This is a genomic window from Arthrobacter sp. W4I7 (genome assembly GCF_030816215.1).
GTDB classification, from domain to species: domain Bacteria; phylum Actinomycetota; class Actinomycetes; order Actinomycetales; family Micrococcaceae; genus Arthrobacter; species Arthrobacter siccitolerans_A.
The window spans coordinates 1,449,152-1,472,608 of sequence record NZ_JAUSXU010000001.1 but is presented as its reverse complement, the minus strand read 5'-3'; the positions used below and the strand labels follow the sequence as shown (position 1 = coordinate 1,472,608).

The 23,457-nt window shown below is 64.6% G+C and carries 29 protein-coding genes, 1 other RNA gene and 1 riboswitch; of the genes, 14 read left to right on the top strand and 16 right to left on the bottom strand.

What is annotated here, in order from left to right; genetic code table 11:
• Positions 1 to 8 precede the first annotated feature (8 nt).
• From QF047_RS06785 to QF047_RS22325, 3 genes are all read left to right on the top strand, one after another.
• Positions 9 to 860: a DUF4097 family beta strand repeat-containing protein gene (locus QF047_RS06785; RefSeq protein ID WP_307275057.1), complete on the top strand. Its 852-nt coding sequence runs from the start codon at positions 9 to 11 to the stop codon at positions 858 to 860.
• Positions 860 to 1,474 carry a PadR family transcriptional regulator gene (locus QF047_RS06780; RefSeq protein WP_306634361.1) on the top strand — a complete coding sequence of 205 codons (615 nt, stop codon included), beginning with the start codon at positions 860 to 862 and terminating at the stop codon, positions 1,472 to 1,474. The genes QF047_RS06785 and QF047_RS06780 overlap by 1 nt, the downstream gene beginning before the upstream one ends.
• Positions 1,475 to 1,630: 156 nt before the next feature.
• Positions 1,631 to 1,705 carry a 50S ribosomal protein bL37 gene (locus tag QF047_RS22325; protein WP_369299106.1) on the top strand — a complete coding sequence of 25 codons (75 nt, stop codon included), beginning with the start codon at positions 1,631 to 1,633 and terminating at the stop codon, positions 1,703 to 1,705.
• 149 nt (positions 1,706 to 1,854) lie between these two features.
• Here the strand turns inward: QF047_RS22325 and rsrA are convergent, their stop codons facing one another.
• Positions 1,855 to 2,115, bottom strand: a complete 261-nt coding sequence (rsrA, locus tag QF047_RS06775) for a mycothiol system anti-sigma-R factor (RefSeq protein WP_306634363.1) — start codon at positions 2,113 to 2,115, stop codon at positions 1,855 to 1,857.
• Entirely contained in the window at positions 2,112 to 2,972 is an 861-nt protein-coding gene (locus QF047_RS06770) for a sigma-70 family RNA polymerase sigma factor (protein ID WP_373427798.1), read from the bottom strand. Before QF047_RS06770 ends, rsrA begins: the two co-directional genes overlap by 4 nt.
• 205 nt (positions 2,973 to 3,177) lie before the next feature.
• Here QF047_RS06770 and QF047_RS06765 point away from each other — a divergent pair, with 205 nt between their 5' ends.
• The 11 genes from QF047_RS06765 to QF047_RS06715 all read left to right on the top strand — a co-directional run bounded on the left by QF047_RS06765 (position 3,178) and on the right by QF047_RS06715 (position 11,887).
• Complete coding sequence (locus tag QF047_RS06765) at positions 3,178 to 3,726, top strand: DoxX family protein (protein WP_306634368.1); 549 nt, start codon at positions 3,178 to 3,180, stop codon at positions 3,724 to 3,726.
• Between the two features lie 7 nt (positions 3,727 to 3,733).
• The gene (aroA, locus tag QF047_RS06760; protein WP_307275051.1) at positions 3,734 to 5,125 is read left to right on the top strand and encodes a 3-phosphoshikimate 1-carboxyvinyltransferase; all 1,392 of its coding nucleotides are present in this window, start codon (positions 3,734 to 3,736) and stop codon (positions 5,123 to 5,125) included.
• Positions 5,109 to 6,224, top strand: coding sequence for a ribosome small subunit-dependent GTPase A (locus QF047_RS06755; protein ID WP_307275048.1), 1,116 nt, complete (start codon positions 5,109 to 5,111; stop codon positions 6,222 to 6,224). Before aroA ends, QF047_RS06755 begins: the two co-directional genes overlap by 17 nt.
• 48 nt (positions 6,225 to 6,272) lie before the next feature.
• Positions 6,273 to 7,085: a histidinol-phosphatase gene (gene hisN, locus QF047_RS06750; protein ID WP_306634374.1), complete on the top strand. Its 813-nt coding sequence runs from the start codon at positions 6,273 to 6,275 to the stop codon at positions 7,083 to 7,085.
• 158 nt (positions 7,086 to 7,243) lie between these two features.
• Positions 7,244 to 7,357: riboswitch (SAM riboswitch) on the top strand.
• Positions 7,358 to 7,392: 35 nt separating this feature from the next.
• Positions 7,393 to 8,826, top strand: a complete 1,434-nt coding sequence (locus QF047_RS06745) for an aminotransferase class V-fold PLP-dependent enzyme (protein ID WP_373427750.1) — start codon at positions 7,393 to 7,395, stop codon at positions 8,824 to 8,826.
• Between the two features lie 55 nt (positions 8,827 to 8,881).
• On the top strand, positions 8,882 to 9,640 hold the full coding sequence (locus QF047_RS06740; RefSeq protein WP_307275044.1) for a class I SAM-dependent methyltransferase: 759 nt from the start codon (positions 8,882 to 8,884) through the stop codon (positions 9,638 to 9,640).
• Positions 9,641 to 9,669: 29 nt separating this feature from the next.
• The gene (locus QF047_RS06735) at positions 9,670 to 10,383 is read left to right on the top strand and encodes a metal-dependent transcriptional regulator (protein ID WP_307275041.1); all 714 of its coding nucleotides are present in this window, start codon (positions 9,670 to 9,672) and stop codon (positions 10,381 to 10,383) included.
• A complete protein-coding gene (locus QF047_RS06730) occupies positions 10,384 to 10,827 on the top strand; it encodes a CrcB family protein (RefSeq protein ID WP_307275039.1) in 444 nt (147 codons plus the stop codon).
• Positions 10,824 to 11,255, top strand: coding sequence for a CrcB family protein (locus tag QF047_RS06725; RefSeq protein ID WP_307275037.1), 432 nt, complete (start codon positions 10,824 to 10,826; stop codon positions 11,253 to 11,255). The genes QF047_RS06730 and QF047_RS06725 overlap by 4 nt, the downstream gene beginning before the upstream one ends.
• Positions 11,256 to 11,300: 45 nt before the next feature.
• Positions 11,301 to 11,669 carry a hypothetical protein gene (locus QF047_RS06720; protein ID WP_306634382.1) on the top strand — a complete coding sequence of 123 codons (369 nt, stop codon included), beginning with the start codon at positions 11,301 to 11,303 and terminating at the stop codon, positions 11,667 to 11,669.
• Between the two features lie 80 nt (positions 11,670 to 11,749).
• Positions 11,750 to 11,887 (top strand): hypothetical protein, encoded by a 138-nt coding sequence (locus QF047_RS06715; protein WP_306634384.1) that lies wholly within the window; start codon positions 11,750 to 11,752, stop codon positions 11,885 to 11,887.
• A 3-nt stretch (positions 11,888 to 11,890) separates the two neighbouring features.
• On the opposite strand, the gene QF047_RS06710 is transcribed toward QF047_RS06715, so the two are convergent.
• The 14 genes from QF047_RS06710 to QF047_RS06645 form a co-directional block, all read right to left on the bottom strand.
• A complete protein-coding gene (locus QF047_RS06710; protein ID WP_306634386.1) occupies positions 11,891 to 12,877 on the bottom strand; it encodes a S1C family serine protease in 987 nt (328 codons plus the stop codon).
• A 234-nt stretch (positions 12,878 to 13,111) separates the two neighbouring features.
• Positions 13,112 to 13,480: a transfer-messenger RNA gene (gene ssrA / locus QF047_RS06705) on the bottom strand.
• 77 nt (positions 13,481 to 13,557) lie between these two features.
• Positions 13,558 to 14,031 (bottom strand): SsrA-binding protein SmpB, encoded by a 474-nt coding sequence (gene smpB / locus QF047_RS06700; RefSeq protein ID WP_009356865.1) that lies wholly within the window; start codon positions 14,029 to 14,031, stop codon positions 13,558 to 13,560.
• Positions 14,032 to 14,115: 84 nt separating this feature from the next.
• Positions 14,116 to 15,543 carry a M23 family metallopeptidase gene (locus QF047_RS06695; protein WP_307275033.1) on the bottom strand — a complete coding sequence of 476 codons (1,428 nt, stop codon included), beginning with the start codon at positions 15,541 to 15,543 and terminating at the stop codon, positions 14,116 to 14,118.
• A 26-nt stretch (positions 15,544 to 15,569) separates the two neighbouring features.
• Entirely contained in the window at positions 15,570 to 16,484 is a 915-nt protein-coding gene (gene ftsX / locus QF047_RS06690; RefSeq protein ID WP_306634390.1) for a permease-like cell division protein FtsX, read from the bottom strand.
• Positions 16,481 to 17,260 (bottom strand): cell division ATP-binding protein FtsE, encoded by a 780-nt coding sequence (ftsE, locus tag QF047_RS06685; protein ID WP_307275030.1) that lies wholly within the window; start codon positions 17,258 to 17,260, stop codon positions 16,481 to 16,483. The genes ftsX and ftsE overlap by 4 nt, the downstream gene beginning before the upstream one ends.
• 183 nt (positions 17,261 to 17,443) lie before the next feature.
• Positions 17,444 to 18,559, bottom strand: a complete 1,116-nt coding sequence (gene prfB / locus QF047_RS06680; RefSeq protein ID WP_307275028.1) for a peptide chain release factor 2 — start codon at positions 18,557 to 18,559, stop codon at positions 17,444 to 17,446.
• 94 nt (positions 18,560 to 18,653) lie between these two features.
• A complete protein-coding gene (locus QF047_RS06675; RefSeq protein WP_307275026.1) occupies positions 18,654 to 19,100 on the bottom strand; it encodes a pilus assembly protein TadG-related protein in 447 nt (148 codons plus the stop codon).
• A complete protein-coding gene (locus QF047_RS06670) occupies positions 19,097 to 19,597 on the bottom strand; it encodes a hypothetical protein (protein WP_307275024.1) in 501 nt (166 codons plus the stop codon). Before QF047_RS06670 ends, QF047_RS06675 begins: the two co-directional genes overlap by 4 nt.
• Positions 19,598 to 19,604: 7 nt before the next feature.
• Positions 19,605 to 19,949, bottom strand: coding sequence for a TadE family protein (locus QF047_RS06665; protein ID WP_307275022.1), 345 nt, complete (start codon positions 19,947 to 19,949; stop codon positions 19,605 to 19,607).
• A gap of 123 nt (positions 19,950 to 20,072) precedes the next feature.
• The gene (locus QF047_RS06660) at positions 20,073 to 20,366 is read right to left on the bottom strand and encodes a hypothetical protein (protein ID WP_306639103.1); all 294 of its coding nucleotides are present in this window, start codon (positions 20,364 to 20,366) and stop codon (positions 20,073 to 20,075) included.
• Between the two features lie 64 nt (positions 20,367 to 20,430).
• On the bottom strand, positions 20,431 to 21,330 hold the full coding sequence (locus QF047_RS06655; protein WP_307275020.1) for a type II secretion system F family protein: 900 nt from the start codon (positions 21,328 to 21,330) through the stop codon (positions 20,431 to 20,433).
• Positions 21,331 to 21,368: 38 nt separating this feature from the next.
• The gene (locus tag QF047_RS06650; RefSeq protein WP_307281810.1) at positions 21,369 to 22,223 is read right to left on the bottom strand and encodes a type II secretion system F family protein; all 855 of its coding nucleotides are present in this window, start codon (positions 22,221 to 22,223) and stop codon (positions 21,369 to 21,371) included.
• On the bottom strand, positions 22,223 to 23,446 hold the full coding sequence (locus QF047_RS06645; RefSeq protein ID WP_307275018.1) for a CpaF family protein: 1,224 nt from the start codon (positions 23,444 to 23,446) through the stop codon (positions 22,223 to 22,225). Before QF047_RS06645 ends, QF047_RS06650 begins: the two co-directional genes overlap by 1 nt.
• Between the last annotated feature and the right edge of the window lie 11 nt (positions 23,447 to 23,457).

Genomic DNA, 23,457 nt, shown 5'->3' with positions numbered 1-23,457 from the left:
GAGGAACCATGGCTGATCAGAACTGGACTGTCACCGGCGGGCAGACCATCGACGTCGAGTCCGTCTCGGCACTGAAACTGGGAATGGTCCGGGGCCGGTTCGACGTAATAGCCCATGAACAGCCCTATACCCGGATCGAGGTTTCGGAGGTGCAGGGCGATCCCGTTGCCGTTTCGCTGGAAAACGGCCGGCTGGAGGTCCGCCACCAGCTTCACGGGCCGAAGGGCTGGTTCAAGAACCTCATGGGAACGGTCAACCACCACAGCGAGAACTACGCCGTCATCAGCATTGCCCTTCCTGCCACAGTTGATGTTGAGGCAGGCACCGTCAGCGGTGACGGCCTGGTGTCGGGGATGGCCGCCCGCACCCGCCTGAACACCGTGTCCGGTTCCGTGATGGCGGACGGCACCGACGGCGAACTGTTCGTCACCACCGTCAGCGGGGAGGTCAGCGTTCGCCATCACAGCGGGGTCCTCACCGCCAAGACCGTCTCCGGCCAGGTCACGGCTTCCGGCCACTTCAGCCACATCCGTGCCAACACGGTCAGTGGCGACATGAATTTCGACCTGATGGGTTTCACCCAGGATTTCGGTGCAAATTCCGTCTCAGGGGACCTCACCATCCGGATCCCGCATGACGTCGGGGTGGATGTGGTGGCCAAGTCTGCCACGGGGGCTGTGGTTATCGGCAACCAGCAGTACCACGTGGCTGGCGGCAAGGTGGAGACGATTGCCGGCCCTGACGCCGTGCTCATGCTGGTGAGGACCAACTCCGTGTCGGGCAAAACCTCCATCCTCCACAGCGCCCGGCCCGGCGAAGCGAACGGAAACATGCCGGGGCCCGCGGAAGAACGGCGCTGATGCCCGCTGTCTTCGCCCACGGCGCCCTGCGGCTTTACCTGCTTGCCCTGCTCGAGTCCGGTCCCAAGCACGGCTACGAACTCATCAAGGCCCTCAAGGAGCGGTTCGGCGGCACCTACTCCCCCAGCGCCGGCACCATCTACCCGCGGCTGGGGAAACTGGAGGAAGAAGGCCTGGTAGCCACCGAAGCCTCCGGCCGCCGCACCAACTACCGCATCACCCCAGCCGGTCTGGCGGAACTAAACCTTCGCCGTGAGGAACTGGCAGCTGTAGAAAAAGAGATCTCAGCCTCGGTGCGCCGGCTGGCAGACAACCTCCGGGAGGACATCCGCAGCAACATGCGCGGACTGCGGGCCGATCTTGCGGCCACGGCGGAGGCTGCCCGGGCCGGCGCAGCGTCTGCCGCTTTCACAGCGCTCAAAGGCAGTCCGGCCGCAGACGGCAAGGCGTCGCTCAGGGAAGCCGAGCTCATGCTCCAGGCGTTCAGGGACGACCTCCGTGCCGAACTCCGGCTGCAGGCAGGCAAGCAGCCTCTCAGCCCCGTGGTCCTGGAAACGGTCAGGACGGTGCTGGAGCAGGCCGGTATCGCTATCCGAAACTCGGTCCGGACCTAGCTGCCAAGCCCGGTTCGTAGCCGGCCTCCCATGCTGGGTCCGCGTTCTTCGGTCACCGAACCGCAGGTCATGCGGCGGTTGCCGGTTCGCGGGGCGTCAGATCATGTGGGAGACTTGAGGGCAGCTCTTTTGAGTACAACAGTAAGGAGGCCAGCTATGAGCAAGCGTGCACGCAAGCGTCGTGACCGTAAGCGTGGCGGCGCGAACCACGGGAAGCGCCCCAACACCTAGGCACATGCCAGGTACAGCGGTTACAGCAAAGGACCCCGGAAGCCACTCGGCTTCCGGGGTCCTTTGTTCTTGGCTTATCTGCAGGCTCCCGCAGTCCTGGGTCCCGCTGCCCTGGGCTGGGGGACGGTGCCCCGCGGGTCCGGTACTCCCTATGCGTCCACTGGACGGATCGAGTGGATCCGGTCCAGGATGGCGTTCTTGAGGTTCGCCGGCGCCGCTTCAGTGCAGGAACGCTTCACCATGTTGCGGATCACGCACTCAAGGTCGTACTGCTCCGTACATTCGGGGCACTCATCGAGGTGTGTCTTGATCTCCGTGATGTCCTCACGGGTCAATGCGCCGTCAAGGTACTCGTAGATGCGTTGCATCCTGGTATCGTCGCAGTCGCCCAATCCCTGGCAGTCGCTCATTTCCTGTTCTCCTGTTGTTTGCTTTCTGCCGCGTCGGGTGCATCTGCGGCTGTTTTGAATCCGCGCTCGGCGGCGTATTCCCCGAGCATGTCCCGCAGCATTCTTCGGCCGCGGTGAAGCCTGGACATCACTGTGCCGATAGGGGTGTTCATGATGTCCGAAATTTCCTTGTAGGCAAACCCTTCAACATCCGCGAAGTACACCGCCAGGCGGAATTCCTCGGGGATGGCCTGAAGGGCGCGTTTGACGTCGGAATCCGGCAGGTGATCCAGCGCCTCTGCTTCAGCAGAACGCAGCCCGCTGGAGGTGTGCGACTCAGCACGCGCCAACTGCCAGTCCTCGATGGTGTCCGAGTTGGACCGAAGCGGTTCCCGCTGCCGTTTGCGGTACAGGTTGATATAGGTGTTCGTCAGAATCCGGTACAGCCACGCCTTGAGGTTGGTTCCCGGCTTGTACTGGTGGAACGCAGAAAAAGCCTTGGTGTAGGCCTCCTGGACAAGGTCCTCCGCGTCAGCCGGGTTCCGGGCCATCCGCATGGCCGCCGAATACAGCTGATCGACGTACTGCATGGCGTCGCGTTCAAACCGGACCCGGCGTTCCTCGTCCGATTCCGTGGAAACGTCCACCGCTTCCTCAGCCGCTCCCGCGGGCGGCACAGAGCCTTCCGTTGGCACGGGGCCTTCCGTTGGCTCTGGCGGCTCGGGCCGGGTATCAGCGCTGCTCTTGGCTTCGTTCTGCGAAGCGTCATACATGGCCGAAACGGCCGGATCCAGGGTGCTCATTGCCTTCAAGTCTACTGTCAGGCTCTGCGCACGCGCCGACCCATACGCGGGGGGTTCGGCCCCCAACGAGTCCATGGCCACCGGGCCTGCTGCATCGATTCCGTCCAACACCCGCCTCAAAGGCCAACTCCGCTCTGTTGTCCGGTGCTTTGTCTTGCGGGCCCGGCTTTCCAGGCCCAGTTTCCATAACCTGCGGCTTCGGGCAAATATTCCCCAAAAGTGCAAGACTAGAACGGACTCCGCCGCACCCGACGCGGTTCGTCCACCCAGGAGGAAATCCATGTCCTTTGTCCGCACACTCGCACGGCCCATGCTGGCTTCCAGTTTTGTTCTCGCCGGAATGGATAAGCTCAAAAACGCCGACGACACCGCGCAACAGCTCTCGCCCCTGCTGAGCAAGGCAACGGCCGCGTTGCCGTTCCAGACGGACGAGAAGACACTGGCGCGGATTATCGGCGGAACACAGGTGGGTGCCGGTGTCCTGTTCGGGCTGGGGAAGTTCTCCCGTCTTTCAGCGACCGTGCTGACCGTGGTTTCGCTGTTGAACACGTTCGTCGAGTGGCGCAGCGCGGATATCAGCAGCAAGGAAGGTCGCGGGAACCGCCGCAACCAGCTGCTGAAGAACCTGTCCCTGAGCGGCGGGGCATTGCTTGCTTCCGTGGACACGGCAGGCAAGCCGGGGCTCGCCTGGCGTGCCGAGCACCTGGCGGCCGACGCGAGGAAGGGGGCGGCGCACCTGGCCGCCGATGCCCGGAAGACCACGAACAAGAAGCTGCACAAAGCCGACAAAGCCGTGCGCCGCGCCGTCGAACAGGCCACGGGGGCATAAGCAGGACATGACCGCACCAGCCGCCGCCACCCGGGACAACTCCGGAGCGCTCCTCCCCCACTGGCCCGCCCCCTTCGCCGCCCGCCCGGTGGATGCCACGGTCACCGTGCCGGGCTCGAAGTCGTTGACCAACCGGTATCTGGTGCTGGCCGCACTCGCCGACGGCCCGTCGCGGTTGCGCGCACCGCTGCATTCCCGGGACTCCGCACTGATGATCGAGGCGCTCCGGCAGCTCGGCGCCACTATCACCGAGGTACCGGGGGACGGGGCTTTCGGGCCGGATCTGGAGATCCTCCCGATCGCGGCGGACGCGGCACCGTCAGCCGCCACGATCGACTGCGGCCTCGCCGGCACGGTGATGCGGTTCGTGCCGCCGCTGGCAGCGCTGCGAAACGGCGCCAGCCTGTTCGACGGCGACCCGCACGCCCGCAACCGGCCCATGGGAACCATCATCGAAGCGCTGAAGGCGCTGGGAGTGGCCGTATCCGCGGAGGATGGCGGCACGCCGTCGTCCTTGCCGTTCGTGGTGGAAGGGTCAGGCGAAGTCCGCGGCGGCCACCTGGTCATCGACGCAAGCGCCTCATCGCAGTTTGTCTCCGCCCTGTTGTTGGTGGGCGCAAGGTTCACCGAGGGGCTGCACCTGGAGCACGTCGGCAAACCGGTGCCCAGCCTGGACCACATCAACATGACAGTTGCCGTCCTGCGGGGCGCCGGCGTTGTGGTTGACGATTCAGTGCCGAACCACTGGGTTGTTGCTCCCGGGCCCATCCGCGCCTTCGACCAGCAGATCGAGCAGGACCTCTCCAACGCCGGACCATTCCTTGCTGCGGCCCTGGCTTCCGGCGGAACCGTCCGGGTTCCGGGCTGGCCTGAGCAGACGCAGCAGGTAGGCGATCTCTGGCGCACCATCCTGGCCGAGATGGGCGCCGAGGTCAGCCTGCGCGACGGCGTCCTCACGGTCACGGGCGGGCAGGAAATCAAGGGTGCCGATTTCGCGGACACCAGCGAACTGGCGCCCACAGTCGCCGCCCTCTGCGCCCTGGCCACCGGCCCCTCCCGGCTCACTGGAATCGCGCACCTGCGCGGGCATGAGACGGACCGGCTGGCAGCCCTGGTCACGGAGATCAACCGCCTGGGCGGTGACGCCGAGGAGACCAGCGATGGCCTGGTGATCCGGCCTGCGAAGCTGCACGCCGGCGTCGTTCACAGTTACGCTGACCACCGCATGGCCACTGCCGGAGCCATCCTCGGCCTGGCGGTAGACGGGGTCGAGGTAGAGGACATCGCCACCACCGCGAAGACCATGCCGGACTTTCCCCGGCTGTGGGCAGACATGCTGGCCCAAACGGGCCCCATCGGCGCCGCGGCGGAAGGTTCCACCGGTGGCCCGGAGCACTGACTCCTGGGACGAGTCGGATGTCCGCATCCGGCCCAGCAAAAAAGGTTCCAGGCCCCGCACCAAGGACCGGCCGAGCCACGACGACGCCGTCACCGGCCGCATCGTCACTGTTGACCGCGGCCGGTACACGGCAGTGGTGGGTGAAGACTCCGGCAACGAGCGCGTTGTCATCGCCGCCAGGGCACGCGAGCTGCGCCGGAACCCCGTGGTGGCCGGCGATTTTGTGTCGCTCGTGGGTGACGTTTCCGGCGACCCCAACACGCTGGCCCGGCTGGTAAAAATCCAGGACCGCAGGACCCTCCTTCGGCGCAGCGCCGACGATACCGATCCTGTGGAGCGGGCAGTGGTGGCCAACGCCGACCAGCTGGTGATCGTAGTGGCTGCCGCGAACCCGGAGCCGCGCACCGGCTTCATCGACCGTGCCCTGGTGGCTGCGTATGACGCCGGGATCGAGCCGATCCTGCTGGTCACCAAGGCGGACGTCAAGGATCCGGCGGAGCTGTTGGCAAACTACACGCACCTGGACTTCCCCGTAATCATCAGCCGGACGGCGGATTCCAGCGCTTCGGGCATCGACGCCCGCTCCGATGACGGATTGTCGGCCCGCCTTGACAGCAAAGCGGTGGCAGAACTGCGGGACTTCCTGGACGGCAAGGTCACCGTGATGCTCGGCCATTCCGGCGTGGGCAAGTCCACCATGGTCAACGCCCTCACCGGGGCCGAGCGTGCCACCGGCGGGGTCAACGCCGTGACCGGACGCGGGCGCCACACGTCATCGTCCGCCCTGGCGCTGAGGCTTGCGGATGCACCGCCGGGCAGCTGGATCATCGACACCCCAGGCATCCGCTCCTTCGGCCTGGCCCACGTGGACCCGGACCGGATCCTGCGCTCCTTCCCGGACCTCTCCCCCGGCACCGAAGACTGCGAACGGGGCTGCAAGCACACCGCCAATGCCGTGAACTGCGGCCTGGATGCCTGGGTGGCCGGCGGACATGCCGGCGCCACCGGGGAAGCCAGGCTGGCCTCCCTGCGGCGGCTCCTCGGCACCGATCCCCGCATGGAGGCCCAGGAGGCCAAGGAGCTTGGCAGCGTCAACTGACAACGCCGATCTCCCAGCAGAACCGCGCGCAGACGGTAGTTTGGAACCATGATCCAACCCGCTTCAAGCTACAACGATGACCTGCGCCTGGCCCATGTCCTGGCCGACTCCGTGGATGACCAGACCATGAGCCGCTTCAAGGCCCTGGACCTGCAGGTGGAGACCAAGCCTGACCTGACGCCGGTTACGGACGCGGACAAGGCCGCCGAAGAAGCCATCCGCGGCCAGCTGTCCCGTTCCCGCCCGCGCGACGCCGTGCTCGGCGAGGAGTTCGGCAGTACCGGCCACGGCTCGCGGCGCTGGATCATCGACCCCATCGACGGCACCAAGAACTTTGTCCGCGGCGTCCCGGTCTGGGCCACCCTGATTGCACTGGTGGACGAGGGCGAGCCCGTGGTCGGCGTGGTCAGTGCACCGGCCCTGGGCAAGCGCTGGTGGGCTGCCAAGGACATGGGCGCCTACATGGGCCGTTCCCTCGCCGCGGCCACGCGGCTGCGGGTATCCAACGTCTCCAAGCTCTCCGATGCTTCCCTGTCCTACTCCAGCCTTGGCGGCTGGAAGGAGCGCGGCAGCCTTGACAACTTTCTGGGCCTCACCGAGGACGTGTGGCGGACCCGGGCGTACGGCGACTTCTGGTCCTACTGCATGGTGGCCGAAGGCTCAGTGGACATCGCCTGCGAACCTGAACTGAACCTTTACGACATGGCCGCTCTAGTGCCGATCGTGGTGGAAGCCGGGGGGCGATTCACGTCCCTGGAAGGCGAAGACGGTCCCTTCGGCGGCAACGCGCTGGCCACCAATTCCATCCTGCACTCCGAGGTGCTGCGCAGGTTGAACCCGGACCTGGACGACCTCCTGTAAGGCAGGTTACCGAAGAATCAGCGGCGGGCGCCTCCACGAGGAGGCGCCCGCCGTCGTTTCTTCGGTAAAAGAAGCCCTTCTCCGCCGGCGCGTAACAAAGCGCTTAACATTTATGCCGGCTTCAAACCTTCCCGCCCCATGTTCTACGCTCTTAAGCAGGTCACGAGTGCCAGCGCGAAACCCCGGTTTGCTGGCCGGCAACCCTCCAACCGCGGTGGGGTGCCCCGGGTGACGACCAGGCCGGTCCGGAGCGGATGCGGCAAGCGCGGATTCCCGGCTGTGGGAGTCCTTTTGAAGTGAGGTCTCTGTGACAACTGCCACCGTCTCCCCCAATGCCACTGCCGGTTCCGTTATTCTCCAGCCTGGAACCACCTTCGATGCCCGCCGCGCCGCCGCCGGCCGTCCGCTTGCTGCCGTCACCGGCGCCGAGATCCAGGCGCCGCTGATCCATGGCGGCCATGTCCGCTACGCAAACCTTGACTACGGCGCGTCCGCTCCCGCCCTCTCGGTGGTCTCGGCGTACCTCAACGAGATCCTGCCGTTCTACGCGAGCGTCCACCGCGGCGCGGGTTACGCGTCCCAGATCAGCACCTCGGTCTACGAAAACGCACGCGACATCGTCCGCGGGTTCGTGGGCGGCCGTCCGGACGACTCCGTGATCTTCACCCGGAACACCACCGATTCGCTCAACCTGCTGGCCGGCTGCCTGCCCGCAACAGACGGGCGCCCCGACGGCGACGTCCTCTACCTGGACATCGAGCACCACGCCAACCTCCTGCCGTGGCAGGGCGTCCCGCACCGCAGCATCGTTGCCGCCGACACCATCGCCGGCACCATCGAAGCCGTCCGGGCGGAACTGGAGCAGGGCGGCGTGAGCCTGCTCGCCGTCACCGGCGCGTCCAACGTCACCGGTGAGATCCTTCCCATCCGCGCCCTGGCCGCGCTCGCCCACGAACACGGCGCGCGGATCGTGGTGGACGCCGCCCAGCTGGCCCCGCACCGCCGCGTGGACATCGCCGCGGACGACGTCGACTACCTCGCCTTCTCCGGCCACAAGCTCTACGCACCGTTCGGTTCCGGCGTGCTCGTGGGGCGGGCGGACTGGCTCGACGCCGGAACGCCGCACCTCGCCGGCGGCGGCGCCGTCAAGGAGGCAAGGCTCGACGGCGTCAGCTGGGCCACCGGCCCGGCACGCCATGAGGGCGGCTCACCGAACGTCCTGGGCGCGGCCACGCTGGCCCGCGCCACCCAGGTGATCGCCGGGCTGGACCAGGAACAGTGGCACGCCCACGAATCCGCCATCCGGTCCTTCCTGGTGGAAGGCCTGCAGGACATCGACGGTGTGACCGTCCACCAGATCTTCAAGGACACAAATCCGGATACGGACACCATTGGCGTGGTCAACTTTTCTGTGGAAGGCTACGACGCCGGGCTGGTGGCGGCCTACCTGTCCGCCGAGCACGGCGTGGGCCTGCGCGACGGCCGCTTCTGCGCCCACCCGCTACTGAAGCGCCTGGGCCTGCCCTCCGGTTCCCTCCGCGCCAGCTTCGGCGTCGGCTCCCGCCTCGAGGACGCCGAACGGCTCCTTGCCGGCATTGCAGCGCTGCGCAGCAACGGGCTGGGCTGGGACTACGTGGTGGACGCCGGGCGCTGGGTTCCTGCGAACGACACCCGGACCTACCCGCACTGGGCGCCGAACACCCCGGGCACCGCCGGCGCCGCTCCCTGCATCGATGACTAAGCACGTGCGGTAAATTCGGAGGATACCCAAGGGCATCAATCGAAGGAGGCCACACGTGGTACGGGGTGGCCCCAAATTGGATCACGGGCGTCGCCGGGAGCTCGGCCAGAGCTTCCAGGACGGCGGCGAGCATTACCAGCAGGTCCGGCCGGGCTACCCGGAAGAATCAGCGCAATGGCTGGTCCCCGCTGGAGCCCGCGATGCACTCGACGCCGGTGCAGGCACCGGCAAGTTCACGGAGCTCCTGCTCGGGATGGGACTGTCCGTCACCGCCGTGGACCCGTCCGGGGATATGCTCGAACAGTTACGCGCGCACTACCCCGCGGCCGCGGCTGTCCAGGCCACCGCGGAGGCGACGGGCCTGCCCGCGGCGGCCTTCGACGTCGTCAGCGTTGCCCAGGCCTGGCACTGGTGTGACACCCTGGCTGCCAGCACCGAACTGGCGCGCGTCCTGCGTCCGTATGGAACGCTGGGCCTGATCTGGAACCAGCTGGACACCTCGGTGCCCTGGGTTCACCGGCTTTCCCGGATCATGCATGCCGGAGATGTGTACAAGCCAGGCTTCCGGCCCCAGGTGGGCCCGGAGTTCCGGGACCTTGAGGGCCACGTAACGCATTGGCAGGACCGCGTCACCACCACCGGCCTCGTGGAGCTGACGAAGTCCCGGAGCTACTATCTGCGGGCCGGCGAAACCACGCGCGCAAAGGTGCTGGCCAACCTTGACTGGTACCTGCGCGAGCACCTGGGCCACAGCGTGGATGAGGAGCTTGAGCTGCCTTATCTCACGCTGACCTGGCGGGCCATCAAAGCATAACGGGGACGGTCAACGGGTAGGCTGGAGCTGTGAAGACCAGCGCGCCCTCCTCCTCCATCGAGGATTACGTCAAGGTCATCTACTCGTTCACCGAATGGCAGGACAAGCCCATCACGTCCTCCCAGCTCGCCCAGCGCCTCGGGGTGGCCAATTCCTCGGTGTCCGAAATGGTCCGGAAGTTGAAGGACCAGGGCCTGGTGGACCATAAACCCTACAGCGCCATTACGCTCACGGACCAGGGTATCCGGCTGGCCCTTTCCATGGTGCGCCGCCACCGCCTGATCGAGACCTATCTCGTCCAACAGCTGGGCTACCGCTGGGACGAGGTCCACGACGAGGCCGAACTGCTCGAGCACGCCGTCTCCGACACGTTCATCGAACGCGTTGCAGCGAAACTCGGAGACCCGCAGCGTGACCCCCACGGCGATCCGATTCCCACGGCCGACGGGAAAGTCCTGATGCCCCGGGCGCACCTGATGGGCGAACTGGACCAGGGGCACACCGGCAGGATCACCCGTATCAGCGACGAAAACCCCGACCTGCTCCGCTACCTTTCCGCGGAGGAGATAGACCTCGACGCCGAAGTGGAGATCGTGGGCCGCAAGCCGTTCGGCGGGGCCCTGGTGGTCCGGATCAGGAACTCGGGCAGGACCAGGGACTACGATCTGGCCGATGAGATTACCTCTGCACTGTGGGTGCACAGCGATCACCCACACCCCGGCTGCCTGCTCGGAGACAGCTGAATGGCGCCTGCGGGCATACCGCCGGCGCGTGCCTGGTGTGCTGTTGCCGTTGGTGGCCTGATCGGGACTGAGCTGCGGTACGGACTGGGACTGGCGTTTCCGGATTTTCCGGGGTCCATGCCGTGGGCCACGCTGGGGATCAACGTGGGTGGAAGCTTTGTCCTGGCGTTGCTGACTACGGTGTGGATGGCACGGCCGCACACCGCGTTCTGGCTTCGCGCGGGCCTCGGCCCCGGACTCCTGGGATCCTTCACGACATTCTCGGCCGTGGTGTTCGCGGTGGACCAGCTGGCGCGGGCGGGCTCGCACTTCATCTGGATCACCTACCTGGCCCTGTCGTTGCTGCTGGGGCTGGCCGCGGCCGGTGCGGGGTGGCGGGCCGGGAAGGTTGTGGCGGGCTGGGTGGACGGGCGCAGTGGCGGCCGGTTTGGGGGGCGGCCATGACGGCGGCTGCGCTGGTGGGAGTGTTCGGAGTTGCCGGTGCACTGCTCCGTTTTGCCGTGGACAGCTGGTTCGCGCATCACACATCGATCCGTTCTGCCCGCGGCGTTGAGAACCGTCACTCTGGAATCCATGGCAGCAGAAACAGGAAACGGTTGCACTGGCCTTGGGCCACGCTGTTCGTGAACGTCACAGGGTGCTTCATTATCGGCGCTGCCCACGCCATGACCCTCAAACTCGGGGTGGCCCCGGAATGGCAGGCTGCGCTGGCCACCGGTCTGGCCGGCGGCCTCACAACTTTTAGTTCCTGGACCACGGCAACGGTGCGGCTGCTCAGTGAAGCACGGTTCGGATCCGCGGCATTGAATGTTGCCGCCAATCTGGTCCTTGGTTTTGGCGCGGCTGCGGCAGGACTTGCATTGGCCGGTTAAGGGTTGCGGCGGGCGATTTGGCGGGCTCCCGTATCGTGGATGGTGATGATTAGCAGACGTGACGCGGCCATTGCCCTGGATGTACCGATGGAAATGGCACAGCGCCATGGCCTTCCAAAGTGGATGACCGAGGCGGAACTCGGGGAGATCCTGGACAACCCGCCGCCGTGGCTGGTCCAGTCCCGCGCCAACCGGACAGGGAAGCGCCCGGTCTGGGTGCATTTGGAGTGCGCTGTCTGCGGTTATGAGGAAGCGGCGCGCCCCAAGAAATGGTGGCCGGAGTTTACGTATGTGGTGTGTGAGCACCACAGCCCCGCGGACGTTCCGCCACTGCGCCCGGGGTACGTCCGCGGCGAGTTCGACGGCGTCGGTACACGTTTTGTGGGCATCGCGGACGTGCCAGCCCCGGACTGATTCAGGCATTACATTCAGCGCGGAACAGGCGTAATTTACGAAGTGGGACACAGCCGTCCCCGTGTCGCAAGGAGTACGCCATGCCGGACAAGTCACCACATCAGCAGCTGAACAAGAAGCCCGTTAAATCCATCAAGGAAAAACGCGCCGAGAAGAAGGCGAAAGCCCCGCTCGAAGGCGCCCAGGATCCGGTAGCGCACCTGAAGAAGCGCCGGTAACGGTCACCCGTTTCCGTTTGCAGGCATTTCTTCCGGCACGGCCACAAGGTCCATTTCCTGGCCGTCCCTCAGCACGCGGACCCGCAGCGGCTGGCCAATCGCATCAGCGAACAGCAGCTTCTGCAGGCTTTCAGCGTTGCTGACGGGGCGGCTTCCGGCTGTCAGGATGATATCGCCCGCCAGCAGGCCGGAGCGGCCGGCAGGCGATCCCGCCAGCACTTCCACCACCCTGAGTCCCTCGCGTTGCCCCGTCCTGATCACCGCGCTCGCACTGAGCCTGATCGGTGTGCTGACAACGCCGAGGTAAGCCCTCCTGACGCGGCCGTCCTTCAGCAGTGCCGAGATGATCCGGCGCGTGGTGGAGTTGATGGGTACTGCCAGTCCCAGCCCAGCGCCGGCCACGGCGGTATTAATTCCCACGATCCGCCCACGGAAATCGGCCAGGGCGCCGCCGGAGCTGCCGGCATTGAGCGCCGCATCGGTCTGGATGACGTCCTCGATCACCCGCCGGTTGCCGCCTGACCACACCGGGATGGCCCGGCCCAGGCCGCTGACCACCCCTGCGGTCACCGACCCAGCCAAGCCGAGCGGATTCCCGACGGCGATGACCAGCTGGCCAACCCGCAGCGTCTCGGCGTCGCCGAACTGTGCCGGGGCCACCTTGGGTGCCCTACCGCGGACCACCGCAAGGTCAGACAACGGGTCTACGCCCACCAGTTCAAGGTCGGTCCGGCTGCCGTCAGCAAAGGCCGCATGGCCCTTGTGCGTGCCGGCCACCACATGCGAATTCGTCAGGAGATAGCCGTCTTCGGTGAAAAGCACGGCGGAGCCTGCCCCCACACGGAAACGGCCGTTCCTCCGGTTGCTGGTCATCTCAATGGCCGCCACGTGCGGCGTGACTGCCTCAGCCACGCGCATGACTGTCTCTGAATACGAGTCCAGGGCGTCGTCGTCGGGCGCCTGCGAAACTGGCTCGCTCCCCTGGTTCATTGGGGCACCTCCTCGGTATACGGCTCCCCGGCGGCGTTGCTTGTCCGGGTCCTAACCGTGACAACGATCGGGCGCGGGTTCATAGTCCCGGCGGGGCTACGCCGTCGGTGAACGGGCGCCTGGGTGCCCTGGGCCAGGGACCGGGACTACCAAGCCAGGGCAAAGAAAAGCACCCCGGTCCGAAGACCGGGGTGCTTTTCGATGAATCCAACCTAAAGGATCGACTCATCACAAATGTGGAGATGGGGGGAATTGAACCCCCGTCCGATGTCGTGTTGTCAGGGCTTCTCCGGGCGCAGTTTGCGTCGGACTTTCTCGGCCCCAGCCATGCCGCAAACAGCTGGCTGATCCGGGCCCAGTCATCTAAGAGTCCCGTTCACCCCGATGACGGAGGTGAACAGCAGTGGCTATCTAAATGACGCCAGGATCCGGGGCGATAGCAACCTCGGGCTGACGGACTGTCTTACTGCTTAGGCAGCAAGAGCGAAGTCAGTGCGCTTAGATTCGGCACTTATTGGTTTGCAGAAAGCGTTTACGAGATAATTCTGCATCCTCGGCCCGCTTCACCTGTCGCGACTAACATCGTCGAAACCGATCATCCCCATATTCTTTTACCAAACCGGCAGGCAAGCCCACCGGACTACCCATCATAACGCATCATTCAGGGAATTCATTCCCGCCTAGCGGCGGCGGTTGCGCTCCCGCATTTCCCGCTGCGCTTCTCGGTTGTCCTGCTGTTCGCGGAGGGTCTGCCGCTTGTCGTACTCGCGCTTACCGCGAGCCACACCGATCTCCACCTTGGCTTTGCCATCGACGAAGTACAGCTGCAGCGGAACGATCGTATAGCCCGATTCCCGCACCTTGTGCGAAATCTTGATGAGTTCCTCGCGGTGGAGCAGCAGCTTCCGGCGGCGGCGTGCCGCGTGGTTGGTCCAGCTGCCCTGGTTGTACTCGGGGATATGGATGGCTTCCATCCACAGTTCGTCGTTGTAAAAGGTGCAGAACCCGTCCACCATGGAGGCGTGGCCCTCGCGCAGGGACTTCACTTCGGTTCCCATCAGCGCGATTCCAGCCTCGTAGGTGTCCAGCACATGGTAGTCGTGCCGGGCCTTGCGGTTGGTGGCCACCACTTTACGGCCACTTTCTTTAGGCAAGGGAAAGCTCCTCAGTTCAAGAATCGGAAGTCCTCCGGGCCAGCCGGCGCGGAGTCATACCAGTGTACGGCAGGCTAATGGGCGCTACAGCAGCCCCATCGGGTCCACAGCGTTGCCGTTCAACCAGGTTTCAAAGTGGGCGTGGCAGCCGGTGGAGTTTCCGGTGTTGCCGGAGTACGCGATCAGCTGCCCCTGCGATACCCGCTGGCCGTTCGACACCACGATGCTTGAGTTGTGGTAGTAGATGGTATTCAGCGTGTTGCCCTGCACCAGGCCGTGGGAAATCTTCACCCGCCAGCCTCCGCCGTCCGCTGAGTTCCAGCCGGAGCTGAAGACCTCGCCTGCTGCCGCAGCGTAGACGGGCGTGCCGCAGGCCGCGCCGAAGTCGATTCCGGTGTGCAGGTAGCCGCCCTGGCCGTAGAAGTCGATGGTTCCGGGCGGCGTTGCGCGCCAGCCGAAGCCGGACGTGATGGGGACGCTGCCATCAAATGGATGCCGGAGTCCAAAGGCCGACGGCGATCCAACAGGCGGCACAAAAGGCTGCACCGGGGGCGGCGGCTGGTTCCTCGCTGCTGCTGCAGCGGCCGCCGCGGCTGCGGCTTCCGCCGCCAGCCGGCGCTGCTCGGCTTCCCAGGCCTCGCGCAGCTTCCGGTCGCGTTCTTCGATTTCGGCTGCCACGGCGTTCTGGCTGGCCTGCACACCGGCAAGCTGGGACTGGATGCCGGGCTTGGCGGCCTGCAGTTCCGCGTCAAGGCGGGTGGTGTCGGCAATGAGCCGGTCCACTTCGTCTTTCCTGGCGGCTGCTTCGTCCCGGGCTGCCTTCTCCCGTTCAAGGGCTGCGTCGGCCTTGGCCTTCAGGTCCTTGATTTCGGCTTCAACGGCTTGGAGGCGCGCCTCGGAGTTGACGTTGGTGGCGTTCTGCTGGGACAGCTTGTCCATGGCGGCGTTCTGGCTGCGCATGGCCTGGTCTGCCAGGTCCATCGTCTCGGTCAGGCTTCCGCCGTTGTTTGAGCCGAAGAACAGGGACAGGTTGGAGGGCACTCCCCCGGATTTATAGGCTTGGGTGGCGATCTGGCCAATCAGCTTCTTCGTGTCCGCGATTTTTTGCTTGTCCGTTTCAAGCTGCTGCGTGATTTTGGCCTTGTTCTGCTGGGCCATGTCCACGCGGGCGGAAAGAGCCTCAACTTCCTTGACGGCTCCGGCAACACGGCCCTGGGCCTCAAGGAGCGCCTGCTGGGCACCGGGCAGCTGGCCCTGGTAAATGATCAGGTCGCCGGCGGCCTTGGCAATGCGCGAATCAACGAATTCCAATGACTGCTGGACCCTGGCTGCTTCGGCTTCGAGTGCTTTCTGCTTGTCCTCAAGCTCGTCGGCGAAGGCTGCCGGGGAGGATGATGCCAGTCCTGCGCTGAGGACGACGGCGAGCACAGCGCTGATAATGCCGGCGCGGCGGGGCCACTTCCGCCCGCTGGTGCGCTGGCGCCGCGGGGACGTTTGATCCGTTACGTTCATGGGCATTCCTTGTTCGGTTTGCATACCTAGACGCGAAGGTATCGGCGCAAGGTCAAGAGAGACGAAATTCCCGCCAAGGATCCGCCAAGGATTATCAAAGCCGGTACCAGGATCAGCGTCTGGCCTGAGGAGATGAAGGCCGTGTCCGGGTACTGCCGGGACATGTATTCGCCGAGGAAAAAGTGCGCAACGGCCCAGAGGGTGGCGGAGGCAAGTGCAGCGCCGATGACTGCCGCGATAACCCCCTCCAGGATGAACGGCAGCTGGATCACCGTCTTCGAGGCGCCCACCAGGCGCATGATTCCCGTTTCGCGGCGGCGGCTGAAGGCGGAGAGCCGGATGGTGGTGGCGATCAGCAGGATGGCGCAGACGATCATCACGCCGGCGATGCTGACGGCAACAAGGGAGGCCCCGTTCATCACCGAGAACAGCCGCTCGAGGAGCTGACGCTGGTCAATGACGGTTTCCACTCCCGGCTGGGAGGCGAAGGTCTCGCTGATGATCTGGTACTTTTCCGGATCCTTCATGTTGATGCGGAAGGATGCCGGCAGCTGGTCCGGTGTCACGGAGTCCACGATGGGCGAATTGGAGAACTGGTCCTTGAAGTGCTTGTAGGCCTCTTCCTTGGACTCGTACTGGAAGTCGTTGGTGTACTGGGCCACTGCCGGGGACTCAAGGAGGGAGTTGAGACTCTCCTGCTGCTCCGCGGTGACAGGCCCGGTGGCGCAACCGGCCGCCGTCGACCCTTCACTGCACAGGAAGATGGCCACCTGGACTTTGTCGTACCAGTAGCCCTTCATCTGGTTGATCTGCATCTGCAGCATTCCGGCCGCACCCACGAAGGTGAGCGAGACGAAGGTGACCAGGATGACTGACACAACCATCGAGAGGTTGCGGCGGAGACCGCTGCCAATCTCGCTGAGGATGAATGCAAGCCTCATCGCTGTCCCTCGCCTTCGCCCGGCTGTCCCGCTTCGGGCGTCTCCCGGCCGCTCGCATCCTTGAGCCTGCGCGATTGACCGACTACCGGAATCATGGACGTGTACAGCGCCTTTGCCTCGTCGCGGATGACCACGCCGTTCTTGAGCTCCACCACGCGCTTGCGCATCTCGTTGACGATGTCGTCGTCGTGCGTCGCCATCACCACGGTGGTGCCGTTCTGGTTGATTTTGTCCAGGATGCCCATGATGCCCATCGACGTGGTGGGGTCCAGGTTTCCCGTCGGCTCGTCGGCGAGGAGGATTCCTGGCCTGTTGACCACGGCGCGGGCGATGGCCACGCGCTGCTGCTCGCCGCCGGAGAGTTCGTGCGGCATGCGGTGCTCTTTGCCTTCCAGGCCCACGGTCTTCAGTACCTCGGGAACAGTGTCCCGGATGACGCTGCGGCTCTTGCCGATGACCTGCATGGCGAAGGCTACGTTGGCGAAGACGTTCTTCTGGGGCAGGAGCCGGAAGTCCTGGAAGACGACACCGATCCCCCGGCGGAGCCGCGGCACGCGCCAGCTGGAGATCCTGGCGACGTTCTGGCCGGCGACGTAGACGGCGCCGGACGTTGCCCGGTCTTCCTTCAGGACGAGCCGCAGGAAGGTGGACTTGCCGGAGCCTGATGCACCGACGAGGAAGGCGAATTCGCCGCGGTCAATCTCAAGGTTGACGGAGTCCAGCGCAGGCCGGGTTGTCTGGTCGTAGACCTTGGTGACATTTTCGAATCGGATCATGGCCCTAAGTACCCTGCAGGGCATAGCTGATTCTCATGCAGCCCAGTTCTGCAGCCGGTGCGCGGGTTTTCGTTTGGGGGAAGTAGGGCCCCGGCCCCTCGACTATACGCAGGGGAACCTGTGAATCAGGCCGGTTTCAAGGGGCGTGTCGCCGGCTGCTGCTCCTGGCCGGGCTGCTGCGCCTTACTTCTCCGCGTTGCGGTTGTCCGTGCGCCACCGGATGCCGGCGTCGATGAAGTCATCGATTTCACCGTCGAAAACTGCCGAGGTGTTGCCGACTTCGTGCTCGGTCCGCAGGTCCTTGACCATCTGGTAGGGATTGAGCACGTAGGACCGCATCTGGTCGCCCCAGGACGCTTTGACGTCGCCGGCGAACGCCTTCTTTTCGGCGTCTTCCTGCTCTTTCTTTAGGAGCAGGAGCCGGGACTGCAGCACGCGCATGGCGGCGGCACGGTTCTGCAGCTGCGACTTTTCGTTCTGCATGGAAACCACGGTCCCGGTGGGAATGTGGGTCAGGCGGACGGCCGAGTCGGTGGTGTTAACGGACTGACCGCCCGGCCCCGAGGAGCGGAACACGTCCACGCGGATTTCGTTGTCCGGGATCTCGATGGAGTCCGTCTGCTCAATGAGCGGGATGACTTCGACGGCGGCGAACGACGTCTGGCGCCGGCCCTGGTTGTCGAAGGGGCTGATCCTGACGAGCCGGTGCGTTCCGGCCTCAACGCTGAGCGTTCCAAAGGCGTAGGGGGCCTTGACCTCGAAGGTCGCCGATTTGAGGCCGGCTTCCTCGGCGTAGGAAGTATCCATCACGGTGGTGGGGTACCCGTGGCGTTCAGCCCAGCGGAGGTACATCCGGAGCAGCATTTCGGCGAAGTCGGCCGCGTCAACGCCGCCGGCTCCTGCCCGGATCGAGACCACGGCCTCGCGTTCGTCATACTCGCCGGACAGCAGGGTGACGACTTCCAGTTCCTTCAGGGCCTTCTTGACCGACTCCAGTTCGGCGGCCGCCTCCCCCATGGAATCGGCGTCGTCCTCATCCTGGCCAAGCTCTACCAGGACTTCGAGGTCGTCGATCCTGGCCGCGAGCCTGGTGAGGCGCTCCAGCTCCGACTGGCGGTGTGAAAGGCGGGAGGTGATTTTTTGTGCCGCTGCGGGGTCGTCCCAGAGGTCCGGTTCGCCGGCCCGCTCGCTCAGTTCGGCGATGTCTTCCTTCAGTGCCTCTACGTCGGAGACTCTTTCAATGGAGTCGTAGGTGGCGCGAAGGGCGCGGATTTCAGCGGAAAAATCAATATTGGCCATGGTTGTTTAACCCTACGCCATCCGCGTGAAGGGCCTTACCCTGGAGACTGTCCAGGCGACGGCGGGTCTCGCTGGGCTTCGCTCGGGCGTTCCATCAACGGGTGAGCCGGGAGCGCGCCGTGGAGGTCGCATCGATTCTTATCCCGTCGGGCATCAGGAAGTTCACCACCGGCGGGTGCACGGCAGCCGTGAGGACCACGACGGCGGTGGAACCGTCAGGCGTGCCGGTGGCCCCTGCAATGGCGAGCCCGTCGAAGCGCTGTGACGCCGGGCTCCTGGACACGAAGTCAGCCGCTACGTTCCTGACCCGGGCAGGGTTCAGGACCGCTGAGGGGCTGCCGCCCTGCGTGTCCACTTCGCCCAAGGTGTAGCTGTCAGCGGCAGCGAGGGAGGCGCCGTCGGCCAGGGACAGCAGGCGCTTCTGTTCGAGGTACACCGAGGAAATGCCGATGACGACCGTGGTGACCAGCAACGCCAGCACAACGTAGCCCAGGATCATCACCATGATCTGGCCGTCTTCATCACTTGAATGCCTTCTCACCGGAACCTGCCTACGAGCTGAGTGGACGATGCCTCCACCTCGCTGGCGCTGAGCCGGAAGTCGTTGCTGAAAGGCAGGAACGGCAGAGGCACTGTCAGGCTCACAGTCACCGTGACGGCGCTTCCGGCAGCCTGGCAATCTCCCGGACTGCAGGTTGTGGCCATACGCACCCCGTCGACGGGATGTCCGAAGTCCGCCAGTGCGATCGCCACCGCCTGTTCAGCAGCTGCCTGCGCCGTGGCTCCATCGGCCTGGGCTACGTAGACCTTGGCCGCCTGGTCCGCTGCGCCAACCACGGCAAAGGAGCCGCCCTGAATCTGGCTCATGGTAATGATGAAATAAACCAGCGGAACCATCAGCAGCAGCGCCAGGAAGGTGAACTCAACCACGGCACTCCCCCGTTCGTGGTGGTGGCCGTCCGGCTGCCGGCAGAGTGGTTCGCGGCCGAGTGGCCCGCGGCCCAGGGTTTCGATGAGCCGGGCGCGAAAGCGAGCCATCACTGCCTCATGGCTGCATCGCTGCATGGCCCTTCACCTCCAGCATGTCGCGGGGACCGATGAGTCCGATCACGGGCATGGGCGCCCTGACAGTTACCTCCAGAGTCCGCAGGCCCTGGTATGTCACCTCGCTGGTGCTGACCTGTTCAGCGAAGCCCGCGTTCAAGGCGGTTTGGATCAGGCTGCCGGTACGATCCCGGGCGTCGGCTGCATCACGGTCGGCGAGTGTTCCGTAACGTGCACCGGATGCTGCCGCATCAATCAACGTATTCCTTACATGCAGCACCAGTGTCAGCTGGATGATCGCGAGGAAAAACACGGTGAGCAGGCTGCCTACGAGGACAAAGTCCACTACAGCCGAGCCCCTTTCATGGTGCCGGGCTTCTGGGACTGCGTCTTCGCCCCGGGCCGGCCTTTTCTCTCCCCTGTCCAGAACGCGGTCAGTGTTCGCTCCGCGGGTGCACCGCGCCACCGGCTAGCTTCCGACCTTGTCCATCGCTTGGTTGAACATGGCTTCCAGCGCAGGACCGGCCAGTGCCAGCAGCGCTGCAACCAGAACTGCCGACATCAGCGTGATCATCACCCAGCCAGGAACGTCGCCCCGCTCAGGATCATCGACCGCTCTGGCCCTGAAACCTGCGCCGACGAGGCGCCGGTCCTGGCTCCTTTCCCGCCCAGCTCTCCTACTGTTGCCGACACCCACTCCTGGAAGCAGCACTGCCACGAGTGACAGGAACAGCACCATGCAGCGAATCCCCATTTTCTCCATCATTTCCGTCCTATTCCTGCTTCTGTTTCCACCGTTGGTTGTGCGTCCATGCTTATCTCTGCCCTCAGAAACCCAGGTTTATCGCGGCGATACCGGGAAAAACGGCAAAGACCACGGTCAAGGGCAGCACTCCAAATACGAGCGGGATCATCATGGCAATTTCTTTCTTTCCCGCTGACTCCATCAGGTCACGCTTTGCGGCATCCCGGACGTCCTGGGCCTGCGCACGGAGCACGTCAGCTAACGGTGTGCCTCGCTCAACGGCCACCACGATGCCGTCCACGAACCGAACGAGAGGTGCGAGCTCTGTCCGCGCAGAGAACTCCTGGAGGGCCTGGACCAGGGGTTTGCCCGCCCTCGTTTCTGCAAGGATCTTCGAGAACTCCTTCGTGAGTTCACCCTTGGCGCTGCGGCAGACCCGGTCCAGAGCACCAGTAGCGCTCTCCCCTGCACTCACTGCAAGCGCCATAAGTTCGGCAAGGCCGGGGAACTCCGCCATCATCCTCGATTCCCTGCGCCGGATCTGAGCGCCGAGCCAGTAGTCGCGGAACATAAAGCCACCGATGGCGCTGCCCAGGACGGCCGCTACTGATAGCAACGGGTTGAACCTGCCGTAGGCGGCACCAAGAATAATGAAGGCGATCGAGACTCCGATCCCAGCAGCCGCCCACAAGAGTTGTTCTGCCCTGAAATCGACCGGGGATTTGTTGATGCCCGCCTGCGCGAGTCTTCTGTGCGTAGCTTTGGACACGGGGTTTAGTCTGCCCAAGGCTGCCAGCCCGTCTCGTAAAAAGGGGCGAAGAATCCGTTCCAAGGAACCGAATGGCGTTACGTTTTGCTCCCCGGCGCGCAGCAACCTTGATTCAAGGTTCTGCGCTTTCAGCTGCGGCTCGATGCGTTGGGAAAGCGTGACGGCACGAATAAAGGGAGAGCGGAAAATGATGAGCCACAGTCCGATGCCCATCAGCAGCCCGCACACAACAGCGGATGGTGGAATCTCCGTCACCTGAGCACCCTTTCGTCCTGCGGAAGTGCACCTATCCGGAGCATGATGGAGTAGCAGACCAGGGAGACGACCAGGCCGCCAATCAGAACAGCGGCCCCCATCGGGGTGTTGTAGGCCTGCACCGCCTCAGGTCTCGTGGCCAACAGCATCATTACGATCCACGGGGCAGCAACGGCGAGCCTTGCCGCATTGACGGTCCAGGACTGCCGTGCCTCAAGCTCGCTGCGCGTACGCGCATTTTCGCGAAGAAACTCGGCCAGCGTCCCGAGGAGCTTTCCAAGGTCCGAACCGCCGACTTCCCTGGTCAGCCGGAGGGCTTCGACGATTCGATCTGCAACCGGGTCAGCAAGCCTGTACTTGAGCTGGTTGAGCGATGCTTCGAATTGCCCGCCCGCCCGGTAATCGGCACCGAAATCACGGAAAACGTGGCGGAGTTCTTCGGGCCCTTTGTCACCCAGCTGGATGAGGGCTTCCGGAAGAGGCAACCCGGCCCGGATGGCTGAACGCAGGTGGTCAACGACGTCCGGCCAGAGAGTCCGCAGCAGGGCGCTCCTCCTCTTTGCTTTCCAGCGCAGGATGGTGATCGGCAGCCATGCACCGAACAGTCCGAAACAACACGAGATCGGCCAGGAGCGGGTTGCCAGGAAGAACACCAGGGCGACGAAAAGTCCGAGGCCGATACAGGTGCCAAGCAGACCGCCCACGGACACCTTCTCGACGCCCGCCCCCGCAAGGAGGTCTGTTAGGCGATTGGTCCTTTCCTTAGGAGCTGCCTGCTTCGGCGACTCCCAGAAGGACCACCAGATCAGGAAGAAACCGGCGCCGGCCGTTACTCCAAGGAGAGCCGACATCATCGCGGATCCAGCAGCGCGGCGATGTCATATCCTGCCCTCGAGAACTTCTCCTGCGCCGGCATGGAGCTGGCGCGTGGCTGCAGCACGCCATCCACCACCGTGAACACTGGAGAGGATTCGATGATTCCGTTTTCGACGCGCCGGCCCAGCGACAGGATTTCCGTTACTTCCCGTCGTCCATCCGCTCTGCGGCTGCAGTGCACTACCAGGTCAATGCAGGACGCGACGGTGGGCACAACAAAGGCCGAAGATATGTTCTCGCCTGCCAGCAGTGGGAGCGTGCAGATCTTCGTGACGGCGTCATGGGCAGAGTTCGCGTGGACGGTGCACATTCCTGGCAGCCCTGAATTCAAAGCAATCAACATGTCAAGGCTCTCGGCTTCCCGGACTTCGCCGACGACCAACCGGTCAGGGCGCATCCGCAGCGCTTCTTTTACCAGTCGTCGGAGCGGGATTTCGCCCTCTCCCTCGAGGTTTGGCTGGCGGCACTGCAAGCCGACGACGTCCCTCAGGGGAAACTGCAGCTCGAAAATTTCTTCCACAGTGATGACACGTTCCCGGCTCCCGATGCTGGCTGCCAGGCAGTTCAGCATTGTTGTTTTGCCCGCCTGCGTCGCTCCCGAGACCAGGATGTTGAGCCCGCTGGAAACCGCCGCGCCAAGGAAGCGGGCGGACTGGGGCGTCAGGGTGCCGAGCTCAACGAGGTGCTCAAGTCTGCTCGCTTTGACCACAAACTTCCTGATGTTGACTGCCCAGTGCCTGCGCGTGACGTCCGGGATGACCACGTGGAGCCTTGAGCCGTCGGGCAGGGCGGCATCGACAAAGGGCGAAGACATGTCCAGCCGGCGGCCTGAGCTCTTGAGCATCCGCTCCACCAAATCCCGGACCTGCTGCTCGGTCAGGCTCAGTGAGGTCAATTCTGACTCGCCGTTCCTGGCGACATAGATTTCGTTGGGCGCGTTGATCCACACCTCTTCGATGGACGTGTCGTCCAGCAGCGGCTGCAGCACGCCGAAGCCGGCAACCGCATCGAAGAGGAACCGGCGTGCGGCATCTAAGGGTCCGATGGGAGGAAGCGGCCCCATCAGGGCACGCTCGTCGTAGTCCGTTACTGCCGCCTCGACGAGACGGCGAACTTCGGCAGCTTGATGAAGCGGGTCGAGTCCCCGGCGACGGATCAGCTCGCGGACCTCGTCCTCAACAATTCCCAGCGCATCCATATGTCCCCAAT